This window comes from Catenulispora sp. EB89 (assembly GCF_041261445.1).
Classification (GTDB): Bacteria; Actinomycetota; Actinomycetes; order Streptomycetales; family Catenulisporaceae; genus Catenulispora.
Map to the genome: position 1 here is coordinate 72,063 of NZ_JBGCCU010000015.1, position 12,368 is coordinate 84,430.

The window sequence follows — 12,368 nt, forward strand, 5'->3', positions numbered from 1 at the left end:
ACCGCACTGCTGGAACCCACCGGAACCGCCGCCGCCAGCTTCGAGCTCGCCGGGAAGACCTTCACCTCCCGGCTGATCATGGGCACCGGCGGCGCGCCCTCGCTGGAGGTGCTGGAGCAGGCGCTGCTGGCCTCCGGGACCGAGCTGACCACCGTGGCGCTGCGCCGGGTGTCGACGGCCACCCGCGGCTCGGTGCTGGACGTGCTGCGCCGCAACGACATCCAGGTCCTGCCGAACACCGCCGGCTGCTTCACCGCCGGGGAGGCGATCCTCACCGCCCGCCTGGCCCGCGAGGCGCTGGGCACCGACTGGGTCAAGGTCGAGGTGATCGCCGACGAGCACACCCTGCTGCCGGACCCGATCGAGCTGGTCGCGGCCTGCGAGGCGCTGGTCGACGACGGCTTCACGGTCCTGCCGTACACCTCCGACGACCCGGTCCTGGCCAAGCGCCTGGAACAGCTGGGCTGCGCCGCGGTGATGCCGGCCGGCGCCCCCATCGGCTCCGGGCTCGGCGTGCGCAACCCGCACAACATCGAGCTGATGGTGGACGCGGTCTCGATCCCGGTGATCCTGGACGCCGGCATCGGCACCGCCTCGGACGCCACGCTGGCGATGGAGCTGGGCTGCTCGGCGGTCATGCTCGCCACCGCGGTCACCCGCGCGCAGCACCCGGTGGCGATGGCCACGGCGATGCGGCACGCGATCGAGGCCGGCCGGCTGGCGCGCGCCGCCGGGCGGATGCCGAAGCGGTACCACGCGCAGGCTTCGTCGACCATGGACGGCCGGGCTCATCTGCGCGATGAGGTTCCTGCGTTCGACTAGGGCGCCTGGGTGCATGGGCGCTTGGGCGTCTGAGCGGGCACTTGGCGTCGGTGCGGCGCCGACCACAGCGACAGTCGCGCATCTCTGCCCCCAAGGGCAGCCACCAACGCCCGCACGACCGTGTCAAGGAACTGCCGGTCGGGTGTCTACTCGGTACCGAGGACCCCCGACAGCAAGCGTCGGCGAACCGTGGAGACAGGTGGGCGATGCACGCGAACGGTGAGAAGGCCGACGACCGACGGACACTGGTGCAGAAGTCCTCTGCCCGACCATCGCAGCAGTCGTCGCAGCACCCGGGGACCGCCGCGCAGCTCCTGAAGCTGCAGTCGACGGTCGGCAACAGCACGGTGCTGCAGCTGCTGCGGGAGGCCGGCGATCCCTGGCAGGCCGAGAAGCACCAGCACGGCGCCGGATGCGGCCATCACGAGGCAGAGCAAGCGGTACAGCGCTCGTCCGTACCTGAGGTGCTCAAGCGCTCCGGCCGTCCCCTGGACTCGTCCACTCGCACCGAGGTGCAGACCAAGATGGGCGGCGCGGACTTCTCCGACGTCCGCCTCCACGACGACGCCGCCGCCAAGGCCTCGGCGGCCGAGATCGGTGCGCACGCTTACACCTCCGGCAACCACATCGTGCTCGGCGAGGGCGGGCAGAACACGCACACCCTCATCCACGAGCTGACGCACGTGCTGCAGCAGCGCCAGGGCCCGGTCGCCGGGACCGTCGGCGCCTCGGGTCTGAAGATGTCCGATCCCTCCGACCGGTTCGAACGCCAGGCCGAGGCCAACGCCCGCCAGGTGATGAGCGGCGGGCCGTCGCTGCTGGGGCCGAGCCGCGCCGCGGCCGGCGGGGAGCAGGCAGGCGGACAGCAGGCCGGCACCCAGCAGTCGAGCGCGCAGCAGTCCGGAGTGCAGCAGTCGACGGCCGCGCACGCCGACGGCATCCAGCGTGCCCGCTACGAGCCCACCGAAGAAGTGACGGCGCACCGCGGCTTCTGCGTCATCCTCAGCGCGAGCCTGAACGGCGTCCACCTCGGCCACTACACCAGCGAGACCTCCACCTGGTCGCCCCGGGACCACGCCGAGGACCAGCTGTGCGACGAGATCGAGAAGGCGATCTACTTCGCCAGCTCCGGCCACCTCGCCACGGCGACGTCCGAGGCCGGCGGCGACGTCCTGAGCGCCCTGACCCGCCGCATGAACGAGGGAAAGAACTCGCACACGCTGCGCATCCGGCTGTCCGCGAGCCCGTGCTCGACACGCCGGGGGACGACCACCAAGCACGAGGGCGAGGACGGCTGCGCGGAGCGCCTGATCTACCTGGCCAGGATGAAGTTCGGGAACGACCGCAAGCAGCGCATCAAAATCAAGATCAAGGCCGACCACCTGTACCGGCCCAACCACATGCGCGGCAGCGAGGCCAGGGCGGCCTCGCGGGCGGCGATCAGCGACATGCAGGCGGCCGGCATCGAGATCGAAGCGGGCTGACCTTCCGGGACTTTCGCCGGTGGCCGGGCGAAAACCCACAGTTTCCCGCCCGACCACCACCCCGTACACGTTCTAGACTCTGCTGCGTGGACAAGACTTTGGACGATTCGCTGGTCGGGCAGGTCCTCGACGAGCGCTACCGGGTCGACTCCCTGATTGCTCGCGGGGGCATGGCGACGGTCTACCTGGCCACCGACCGGCGGCTCGACCGCGTGGTCGCGCTCAAGGTCATGCATCCTGAGCTGGCGCGGCACGACGAGTTCGTGTCGCGCTTCATCCGGGAGGCGAAGACCGCCGCGCGCCTGACCCACCCCAACATCGTCGCGGTGTTCGACCAGAGTGCCGACGGCGGGCACGTGTATCTGGTCATGGAGTTTATCGACGGCCAGACGCTGCGCGAGCTGCTGTCCGACCGCGGCCGCTTCACCCCGCGCGAGGCGCTGGAGATCCTGGCGCCGGTGCTCTCGGCGCTGGGCGCCGCGCACCGCGCCGGGATGGTGCACCGGGACGTGAAGCCGGAGAACGTGCTGATCGGCAAGGAGGGGACCTACGCGCACGCGGTGAAGGTCGCCGACTTCGGGCTGGCGCGCTCGGCGGCGGCCGGGGCCACGGTGTCGCTGGCCGGGATGATCGTCGGCACCGCCTCGTATCTGGCCCCCGAGCAGGTCAAGTCCGGGATCTGCGACGCCCGCTCGGACGTGTACTCGGCCGGCATCGTGCTCTACGAGATGCTCACCGGCGCCAAGCCGTTCGTCGCCGACTCCCCGATCCAGGTGGCCTACCGGCACGTCCACGACGACGTGCCGGCCCCCTCGGCCGCCGTGCCGGGCCTGGACCCGGCGCTGGACGCGCTGGTCGCCCGGGCCACCGCCAAGGAGCCGGGCGAGCGGCCCGGCGACGCCAACGTCCTGCACGCCGAGGTGCTGCGCACCATCGGCAGCCTGCCGGACGCCGCGCTGGACTTCGGCGCGATCCCGGAGGACCGGGACCCGGACAACACCGCGACCGCGGAGTTCGCGGCCCTGGCCGGGCAGCGCCACACCGCGCGCACCCGGGTCATGCCGGCGCCGGAGAACACCCGCGCGGTGCCGCCGCCCCCGCCGCTGCCGACCAACCCGACCCGGGTGGACCACGCGGCCCGGGCCACCAAACCCGGCGGCAAGCAGGTCTACAAGGCCCGCACCTCCCCGAACCAGCCGCGCCAGCTGATCCCGGCCGACCAGCCCTGGCGGCCGCGGCGCGGGCACTACGCGCTGGCCGTGATCCTGGTGCTCGCGGTGATCCTGGGGATCGTGGCGTGGTGGACCACCAGCGGGCAGTTCCGCTCGATGCCCTCGGTGATCCGGCAGACCCAGGACGCCGCGCTGGCCGAGCTGACCCGCGACGGCCTGCACCCGCAGGTGTTGAGCGACTACAGCGACAGCGTGCCGTCCGGGCAGGTGATCACCTCCTCGCCGGATCCGTCCGGCAAGGTGAAGAAGGGCGGCCCGGTGAAGATCACGGTCTCCCGCGGCCCCAAGCCGGTCCTGGTGCCGGACGAGTCGGGTCAGACCCCTGATTCGGCCGTCGAGGCCCTGCGGTCGGCCGGCTTCCAGGTGGTGATCGCCCCGGACCAGGTCTTCTCCGAGACCGTGGCCAGCGGTTCCGTGGTGTCGGTGAACCCCTCCTCGGCACAGCCGGGGAGCACGGTGACGCTGACGCTGTCCAAGGGCGCCGCGACCTTCCCGGTACCGGATGTGACCGGACTTTCGGAGGACGACGCCCGCGCAAAGCTGGCGGCCCAGGGCTTCACCAACGTAGAAGTCAACAAGTGGTTCTTCGGCAACACGATCCATTCACAGCAGCCTGAGGCGGGGACGTATGCACGGCACAAGGACCCCGTGGCGCTTTTCGAGAACCCGCTGTCCTGAGCGGGAGCGCGCGGCGGGTCCGCGCGCCCCCGGCCCCGCCTGCGAGGACCCGGTACTTCGGGGATTCGGTACGTTCACGGACGAGGGATGTCCATACTCGACAGTGGCCGTCCGGTGACGGAACGTCAGTGATGGTCAGCGGCGTCCGGCGCGGGTAAGAGGATGAGTGGACGCGAGCCGCGGCGGAGTCGGTGGGTGCTGACCCCGGACCGCCGGACGGCACGCGGTGGGCAGGCAGCGAGAGGGTGGGAGCGAGCAGTGGATCGGACGGTGGCGGATCAAGTCGCCACTCCTTTTTCCGGTACACCCGGCGCCCCGGACGCGGGCGCGGCCGGAGCGGGGGGTGACAAGCGCACCCCCCGGCACGCGGCACCGCCGCACGACTGGCACGACACCGCCGACTCGGTGCGCCTGCGACTGGCCCTGCTGAACCGGGCCAGCGAGGAGATCGGCACCACGTTGGATCTGGTGCGCACGGCCGAGGAACTGGTCGGCATCGCGATACCCGACTTCGCCGACACCACGTGGGTGCTGCTGCAGGAGCGGGTCGCCACGCACCACGAGATCCCGGCGCCGTTCAAGGACGGCGGCGCGCGGGTGCGCCGGCTGGCCCTGGGCGTCTCGGACAAGGACCCGCTGCCGGTGGAGTTCTGGTTGTCCACCCTGCCGATCGGCGAGACCGCGGTGTGCCCGCCGGCCTCCCCGTTCGCGCGGTGCATGGCCGAGCGGCGCTCGCTGTTCTTCCCGGTGGTCCCGGAGGAGTTGGCGCTGCGCACCTCCGAGGACTTCGGACGGCCGGACTTCTACCAGGCGATAGCGGGGCGTTCCCTGCTTCTCAGCCCTTTGATGGCTCGCGGCCGGGTGCTGGGCCTGCTGGCGTTCAACCGCGACCCGGCGGCACGCGCCGAGTTCTGCGGCCGGGACGTGGAGCTGGCGGACAACCTGGCGCGGCGCACGGCGCTGTGTATAGACAACGCGCGGCTGTACAACCTGGAGAAGTCGCAGGCGCTGACGTTGCAGAGTTCGTTGTTGCCCAAGCGGGTGCAGCCGCCGCCGGGGATGGAGGTCGCGCACCGGTACGTGCCGGGCAGCGACGTGGCGGAGGTCGGCGGCGACTGGTTCGACGTGATCCCGCTGACCGGCGGCCGGGTGGCGCTGGTGGTCGGGGACGTGATGGGGCACGGGATGCAGGCGGCCACGGTGATGGGGCAGCTGCGCACCGCGGTGCGGACGCTGGCCCGGCTGGAGCTGCCGGTGACCGAGCTGATGGGGCACCTGGACGCGCTGCTGCCGGACATGGCCGACAGCTACCTGTTCGCCACGTGCATCATCGCGGTGCACGACCCTGAGGCGCGCACGTGCGAGATCGTGCGGGCCGGCCACGTGCCGCCGGTGATCGTGCACCCGGACCCGGCGGTGAAGCCGCGGATCGAGGACGTGCCGGCGAACCGGCCGCTGGGGCTGGGGTTCGTCTCGGACCCGTTCGAGTCCTGGACGCTGGACCTGCCGGAGGGCTCGCTGCTGGTGCTGTGCACGGACGGCCTGGTGGAGTCGAAGAACCGCGACATCGGAGACGGATTACATCTGTTGTTGGAGAACCTCGGCGATCCCGAAGCGGGCCTGGAAGAGATCTGCGACACCCTGACCCGGACGCTGGTGCTGGAGGGCGACCGCGACGACCTGGCGCTGCTGGTGGCGCGGATCGGGCGCGCGCCGTCGCGCTCGGCGTCGTGGGAGCTGCCGGCGGAGTCCTACGCGGTGCGCGAGGCGCGGCACTTCGTGCGGCAGCAGGCCGGCTCGTGGGGGCTGCCGGCGGACACCGTCGACACCGCGGAGCTGTTGGTCAGCGAGCTGGCGACGAACGCGGTGCGGCACGCGGCCGGGCCCGGGCCGATCGAGATCCGGCTGTCGTACGACGAGCGGCTGACGTGCGAGGTGGCCGACCAGGTCGGGGCGGAGCCGCGGCCGGCGGCGCTGCCGGACGATCTGGAGGAGAGCGGCCGGGGGCTGTTCCTGGTCAGCGAGCTGTCGGCGGACTGGGGGTCGCGGCGGACGTCGACGGGGAAGGTCGTGTGGTTCGCGCTGGAGGCGTTGGCTGTGGCGGCTTAGGTTCGGGGGGGTTGGTTCGGGGGTTTTGGTTCGGGGGCTCGGGGTCGCCGGGCCTAGGTTCGCCGAGCTCAGGCTCGCCGAGGTCGGGCTCGCCAGATCTACACGCCGCACTTCGCGAACAGGGCGTCGGCCTGCGCGCGGTCGAGTTCGCGGACGAGTTCCACGGAGGCCTGGAGCGCTTCGTGCACGACCCCGTACATGTTGGCCGGGTTCCAGTTGATCGACATGCCCTTCGGCTCGACCATCAGCAGCGGCAGGCCGTCGATCGTCGGCAGCTCGGAGGGCGAGGCCGAGCCGGGCATGAACAGCGTGCCGGGCAGGGCGAAGTTGAACCGCAGGTGGTCGTGCAGGTCCTGGTCCGCGAAGTCGTCCTCGGCGAGGTCGCGGTTGCGGGCGAAGCGGACCATCTCGGGGTCGACGGGCTCGGCGTCGAGGTAGCCGGGCCCGGCGTGCCGCAGGAGCGCGTCCTGGAGCAGGGCGTAGCAGTGATAGAGGCGGTCGCGCACGCCGATCATGCGGAACTGGAAGGCGCGCCGGTTCTTGGCGTCGAGCACGAGCAGGTCGACGTCGTCGTGCAGGGTGAACACCTCGCGCAGGAACCAGGGGACCAGGCCGGCCTCCTCGAGCTCGTCCAGCCGCGCCATCAGCTCCGGCCGCGCGCGCCAGCGCTTGCGGGTCCCGACGGAGCGGCAGAGCATCGTCATGGTCGCCATGAACGTCAGCTGCCCGGCGGTGGTCACCATCTCGTCGCCGCGGTTGCGCTCGTCGGCGAGGGCGTCGAGCTGCTGGACGAACAGCTCCAGGGTGGCGTCGATGGCGGCGCCGGCGTCGGCTCCGCGCTCGACCAGGGTGCCGCACATGAGGGCCAGGACGGCGGTGTGGAACAGGTCGCCGCCCGGCATGAGGTTGCGCAGCGAGACGACGTTGGCGGTGAGTTCGGCGGGGTCCTGCGACGCCATCAGCTCGGACACCTCAGCCCCGGCGTCCGGCGGGAGGAACAGGCCCTGGCCGTCGGCGAGGGCTTCGATCTCCTCGGCGGTGGTCCGTGCCCGAACGAATTCGGCCAACGCTTCGAGCACTGTGGAATCCCCCCACTTCGCATTCAGGTTCGAACGGAAACTGTACCAAGGTCCTGTGATCGAGCTCCGTCTCGCCGGCCGAATATAAATCCGGCATGCGGCAAACTTATGAGAAGCTGGCGGACGTGAACACCGAAGTCCCCGCCTCAGTCCCCGGCTCAGTCCCCGCCTCCGAGTCAACGCTGAGCGTATCGCCGGCGCCGGGTTCAGCGTCGTCACCGCTGTCCCCCGCGCACCAGTACGCGGCGACCCGCCGATCCGGCCTGCTGGCGACCGCCGGCCTGGTGGCCACCACGGCGGTGTGGGGCTCGACGTTCCTGGTCGTGAAGGACACCATCGCCTCGGTACCGGTCCTGGACTTCCTGGCGCTGCGGTTCGCGGTGGCGTGCGCGGCGATGCTGGCGGTGCGCCCGCGGGCGCTGGCGGGGCTCGGGCGCGCCGGGTGGCGGCACGGCGTGCTGCTCGGGCTGGTGCTGGCGGCGGGGTACGCGGCGCAGACGTTCGGGCTGCGGACCGCGTCGGCGTCGGTGTCGGGATTCATCACCGGACTGTTCGTGGTGTTCACGCCGCTGATCGGCGCGGTGCTGCTACGACGGCGCGTGCCGCCGGCGGTGTGGGCGGCGGTGGCGCTGGCGACGGTCGGACTCGGCCTGATCTCGCTGCACGGCCTGTCGATCGGGCGCGGGGAGCTGCTGACGGTGGTCGGCGCGTTCTTCTTCGCACTGCACATCGTGGGCCTCGGCGAGTGGTCGCACCGGCACGACGCGTACGCGCTGGCGGTGGTGCAGATCGGGACGGTCGCGGCAGTCTCGCTGCTGCTCGCGGTGATCAGCCACGGGAGCACCGGCGGCCACGTCCTGACGCTGCCCCCGAACGCCGCCGGCTGGGCCGCGGTCGCGGTGACGGCCCTGCTCGGCACGGCGGCGGGCTTCTTCCTGCAGACCTGGTCGCAGGCCAGGATGCCGGCCACGCGCGCCGCCGTGGTGCTGACGATGGAGCCGGTGTTCGCGGGCGTGACCGGAGTGCTGGCCGGCGAGACGCTGGCGGTGCGCGGGTGGATCGGGGCCGCGCTGGTGCTCGCGGCGATGTATGCGGTGGAGTTGGGACCGCGGCGGCGGTAGGAGCCGGGGCAGGGGCGGCCTGCGGCGGCACTATGCGGAAGGAGCCGACGCCGGAGCTGCGGCGGCGCTAGCGAGGTTCGGGCCGCGGCGACGGCAGCCGGCGGCGTTCGGAACAGCGGGCGGCGCTAGGCCGCAGAGCCGGTGCCGAAGCCGCGGCGGCGCTGGCGAGGTTCGGGCTGCGGCGACGGTAGGCGGCGTTCGGAGCTGCGGCGGCGCTGGGCCGTGCGACGGGTGCCTGGCCGTGGTCGGCGCCGGCTAGTGCAGCGCCGCGCCCTCAGCCCGAGCGATCTCCGCGTCGTACTCCCCCGCGTCGAAGCGGAACTCGGGCAGCACCGGGGCCGGTCCGTTCAGGTCCCGCCAGCCGCCCCACACGACCTGCTCGCCGTCGCGCCTGATGGTCACGGCCAGTGCGCCGCAGCACTCCGGGGTGCAGTCGGCCTCGGCGAGGACCACCTCGCGCGGCTCGGGGGCGGCGCGCAGGCCGCCTTCGGGGCGCAGCAGGATGTCGGGTGGGAGTCCGGGGCCGGAGACGAAGGACTCGCGGATTATGTCGCGGCCGTCGATCAGCGGGTGGACTGCCGCTTCGACGCCCCAGTGCTCCGATCCGCCGATCTCAATGCGGATGCTGCTCAGCCCCGTCGCCATGCCCTGATTCTGGCACTCCGTCGCGGTTGGCGCGCGGACAACGCAGGGTCCGAAATCCGCTGGCGTTTTGCGCGACCCCCAGGCCTGGGAAGACGCCCTTAGGGGAAATCGACCCCTCAACACTGAAGCGGCGGCTGACGCATAAACGTCAGCCGCCGGTCACTGCCGAAACACTCGCCGATCAGTTGTTGATCCCGCCCGGGTTGTTGCCCGGCCCGTCGGAGTCGTCGTCATCGTCGTCGCCGCCCTGCCCGACCGAGTCCACCTCGACCTCGAGCCCGAGCCGCTCGGCCAGCCAGCCGTTGAAGCCGATCGAGGCCTGCACCCAGTTCATGACGCTGGCCACGAAGTAGTCGACGTTCACGCCCTGCGGCACGACCATCTGCGACTCGCCGACCAGCCGCAGCACGCCCTCCTCGTTGGTGTGCGTGTAGACCTTCGGCCACAGCGAGTCGCGGTTCCACTCGTCGATGACGTCGAGCAGTTCCTGCTTCTCCTCCAGCGGGTACGCGCGCTCGTAGAAGGCGCGCACCGCGAACAGCTCCTTGTTCTCCCCACGGAACATCGCGTAGACACGGAAGCCCGGCCAGGAGGCGACGATGTCGCCCTCGTCGTCGGTGCCGTACTTGATCCCGACCTGCTCGAACAGGTCGCCGATCAGCTTGGCGTCGGGCTTGATGATCGGCGGCGGACCCTGCGGCGGCTCCTGCGGGCCGAAGTTCGGGATGGCTCCCGGATCGATGGTCATGCGTTGTCCTCAGCGGCAGATTCAGAAGTTGGCTGTTCCATCCTGTCATCACCCGGCAGCGAGGCTGTACTCCTGGCCGCACGCAACCGATGACGGCGCCCGGCCGGAAGCGCGCTCACGCCTCGTCGTCGGCGCCCAGCCCCGACCCCGCGAACAAGTACTCCACCAGCTTCGCGAGCGCCGGCAGGGCTGCGGCCACCGCGTCCTGCTCCGGCAGCTCCAGCCGCTCCAACGCGGCGCCGATCCGCCGCTGGTGCGCCGCCTGCCAGTCGGCCAGCTGGTTGCGGCCGGCCTCGGTCAGCTCCACCACCGCCACCCGGCGGTCGTCGGCGTGCGTGCCGCGCACCACCAGGCCCGCCGTCATCAGCTGCCCGATCAGCCCGCTGACCGTCGAGGTGGACAGCCGCTGGCGCGCCGCCAGGTCGCCGACCCGGGCCGGGGACCGGTCGCTGAGCGCCTGCATCAGCTCGATCTGCGCCATCGGCAGCGCCTCCCACGGGTACTCCGTGCGGATCGACGTGCGCAGCGCGCGCCGCAGCCGCGTCACCACGTCGGTGAGCTGCTGCGCGGTCGCGTCGCCGGTCGCGGGCGGCTGGTACGTCTGGGCCTCGAACTGCTGCGGCGTCGCGGGGGTCTCCGGCGTAGGCATGTCCAGACCTTAGAAGACGAAGGCCCGGTTGCGCCTGTGCCTCCGCACGGTTGAGACACAGTGTCGGCCGACCGAATATTTCGGTGTCCGAAACTTTCGGAGTACGCTGGAAATCGTGAACGTCCTCCTTCGCGAGCGACCTCGTCCGGAACGCATACGCAACCTGCCCTGGGCCTGGCGTCTGGCCGTCCTGACCGTCTGCTTCGGCGCCTTCATGGGCCAGCTCGACGCCTCGATCACCACGCTCGCCTTCCCGGCCCTGCGCACCGAGTTCCACGCGTCGCTGTCCGCGGTCTCCTGGGTCTCCCTGTCGTACCTGCTGACGCTCACCCTGCTGCTGGTCCCGACCGGCCGTCTGTCCGACGCCCTGGGCCGCAAGCTCTTCTACGTCTACGGCTTCGCCGTCTTCACCGCCGCCTCCGCCGCCTGCGCGCTGGCCCCCGGCCTGGACACCCTCATCGCCTTCCGCGTGGTCCAGGCCCTGGGCGCGGCAATGCTCCAGGCCAACAGCATCGCGCTGATCTCCAACGCCGCCCCGCGCGAGAAGCTGCGCCAGGCCCTGGGCGTCCAGGCCGCGGCGCAGGCGCTCGGCCTGGGCCTGGGCCCCGCGGTCGGCGGCCTGCTGGTGGACACCCTCGGCTGGCGCTGGGTGTTCTGGGTGAACGTCCCGGTCGGCGTCGTGGCCCTGGTCGGCGGCGTCCTGATGCTGCCGCGCACCCGCGAGCGCAACCCGGGCCTCAAGCTCGATCTGGGCCCGCTGAAGCAGCACGACGTGCGCCGGGGCCTGCTCGGCGCGGCCGGCGGCTACCTGGTCCTGTTCGGGCCGCTGGTGCTGGTGCCGGTGATCATGGCCGCCCGGGGCAGCAGCGCGCTGACCTCCGGCCTGGTGCTGACCACCCTGCCGGTCGGCTTCGCGATCGGTGCCTCGTTCCTGAAGTGCCGGGCCGGAGCCGGGCTGGGCCTGGCCGTGGCGGCCCTGGCCGGGCTGCTGGTGCTGCCGTTCGAGCCGGCGGTGCTGGTCCCGCTGCTCGGCGTCCTGGGCCTGGGCCTGGGCGCCTACGCCCCGGCGAACAACGCGCAAGTGATGGCCGCGGTCCCGCAGCGGGCTTCGGGGGTCGTCAGCGGCCTGCTCAGCACGGCTCGCAGCCTGGGCACGTCCGGCGGCATCTATCTGGTGACGACCGCTATAGCGTTCGCGCACCACGACAACGGACTCGGCTCGCGCTATGCGTTCGGCGGCCTATTGGCCGTCTGCCTGCTCACCCTGGCCGTGTCCGTACGACAGGTAGACCCGGGCACGCACCCGGTCCCGGACGAACTCGTCGCCGAGCCGCCAGCCCCACTCGGCCCGCAGATCGGGACGCTTGTGCGGAGTGACGATCAGCAGCGCGTCGGACACCTGGGCCAGCTGCCACGCCAGCAGCGGCAGGCGAGAGACGTCGGCCAGGTGCAGCGCGAAACTGCACACAGTCAGTGAGTAGTGGCGGCCGGCCAGAGCGCCGGCCGCGACGTCCTCAAAGCTCAACTCTTCGGCCGGGATCCCTATAGCGGCGCTGTACGCGGCCGCCGTATAGGGATCCGCTCCGTCGATCTCCTTAGCGCCGATCTCAAGGAGTGCGCGTGTCGCCTCTCCGCTGCCGCACGCCAAGTCCAGCACGTGGCGCAGATCCAAGGCGTTCCGCTTCACGCTCTCCTGGATGACGGCGCGCACGGCGGTCTCATGCGGGTTCCGGTAGTCGGCTCCGAACCGCCGGTAGTACTCCTCCGCACCGAACTCTTCGTACGCGCCGCGGATGGAGGA

General features: G+C 71.6%; 10 protein-coding genes. 6 read left to right on the forward strand and 4 right to left on the reverse strand.

Annotation, left to right across the window (positions count from 1 at the left end):
• Positions 1-6 precede the first annotated feature (6 nt).
• From ABH920_RS28745 to ABH920_RS28760, 4 genes are all read left to right on the forward strand, one after another.
• Positions 7-822, forward strand: coding sequence for a thiazole synthase (locus ABH920_RS28745; RefSeq protein WP_370352479.1), 816 nt, complete (start codon positions 7-9; stop codon positions 820-822).
• A 206-nt stretch (positions 823-1,028) separates the two neighbouring features.
• On the forward strand, positions 1,029-2,306 hold the full coding sequence (locus ABH920_RS28750) for a DUF4157 domain-containing protein (RefSeq protein ID WP_370352287.1): 1,278 nt from the start codon (positions 1,029-1,031) through the stop codon (positions 2,304-2,306).
• Positions 2,307-2,392: 86 nt separating this feature from the next.
• Positions 2,393-4,216, forward strand: coding sequence for a Stk1 family PASTA domain-containing Ser/Thr kinase (gene pknB / locus ABH920_RS28755; protein WP_370352288.1), 1,824 nt, complete (start codon positions 2,393-2,395; stop codon positions 4,214-4,216).
• A 270-nt stretch (positions 4,217-4,486) separates the two neighbouring features.
• A complete protein-coding gene (locus ABH920_RS28760) occupies positions 4,487-6,325 on the forward strand; it encodes a SpoIIE family protein phosphatase (protein ID WP_370352289.1) in 1,839 nt (612 codons plus the stop codon).
• Between the two features lie 98 nt (positions 6,326-6,423).
• Here the strand turns inward: ABH920_RS28760 and ABH920_RS28765 are convergent, their stop codons facing one another.
• Positions 6,424-7,404 (reverse strand): hypothetical protein, encoded by a 981-nt coding sequence (locus ABH920_RS28765; protein WP_370352290.1) that lies wholly within the window; start codon positions 7,402-7,404, stop codon positions 6,424-6,426.
• Positions 7,405-7,499: 95 nt separating this feature from the next.
• On the opposite strand from ABH920_RS28765, the gene ABH920_RS28770 reads away from it, so the two are divergent.
• On the forward strand, positions 7,500-8,525 hold the full coding sequence (locus ABH920_RS28770) for a DMT family transporter (RefSeq protein WP_370352292.1): 1,026 nt from the start codon (positions 7,500-7,502) through the stop codon (positions 8,523-8,525).
• Positions 8,526-8,780: 255 nt separating this feature from the next.
• On the opposite strand, the gene ABH920_RS28775 is transcribed toward ABH920_RS28770, so the two are convergent.
• The 3 genes from ABH920_RS28775 to ABH920_RS28785 form a co-directional block, all read right to left on the reverse strand.
• Entirely contained in the window at positions 8,781-9,170 is a 390-nt protein-coding gene (locus ABH920_RS28775; RefSeq protein WP_370352293.1) for a hypothetical protein, read from the reverse strand.
• Positions 9,171-9,351: 181 nt separating this feature from the next.
• On the reverse strand, positions 9,352-9,918 hold the full coding sequence (locus tag ABH920_RS28780; protein ID WP_370352294.1) for a YbjN domain-containing protein: 567 nt from the start codon (positions 9,916-9,918) through the stop codon (positions 9,352-9,354).
• A gap of 115 nt (positions 9,919-10,033) precedes the next feature.
• Positions 10,034-10,567 (reverse strand): MarR family winged helix-turn-helix transcriptional regulator, encoded by a 534-nt coding sequence (locus tag ABH920_RS28785; protein ID WP_370352295.1) that lies wholly within the window; start codon positions 10,565-10,567, stop codon positions 10,034-10,036.
• A gap of 115 nt (positions 10,568-10,682) precedes the next feature.
• Between ABH920_RS28785 and ABH920_RS28790 the strand changes: the two genes are divergently transcribed.
• Positions 10,683-12,044 (forward strand): MFS transporter, encoded by a 1,362-nt coding sequence (locus ABH920_RS28790; RefSeq protein ID WP_370352296.1) that lies wholly within the window; start codon positions 10,683-10,685, stop codon positions 12,042-12,044.
• The last annotated feature ends 324 nt before the right edge of the window (positions 12,045-12,368 follow it).

Excerpts from the sequence above, each read along its gene's own strand:
- ABH920_RS28780 (WP_370352294.1), bottom strand. The coding sequence starts at position 9,918 with ATGACCATCGATCCGGGAGCCATCCCGAACTTCGGCCCGCAGGAGCCG.
- ABH920_RS28775 (WP_370352293.1), bottom strand. The coding sequence starts at position 9,170 with ATGGCGACGGGGCTGAGCAGCATCCGCATTGAGATCGGCGGATCGGAG.
- ABH920_RS28785 (WP_370352295.1), bottom strand. The coding sequence starts at position 10,567 with ATGCCTACGCCGGAGACCCCCGCGACGCCGCAGCAGTTCGAGGCCCAG.
- ABH920_RS28770 (WP_370352292.1), top strand. The coding sequence starts at position 7,500 with ATGCGGCAAACTTATGAGAAGCTGGCGGACGTGAACACCGAAGTCCCC.
- ABH920_RS28750 (WP_370352287.1), top strand. The coding sequence starts at position 1,029 with ATGCACGCGAACGGTGAGAAGGCCGACGACCGACGGACACTGGTGCAG.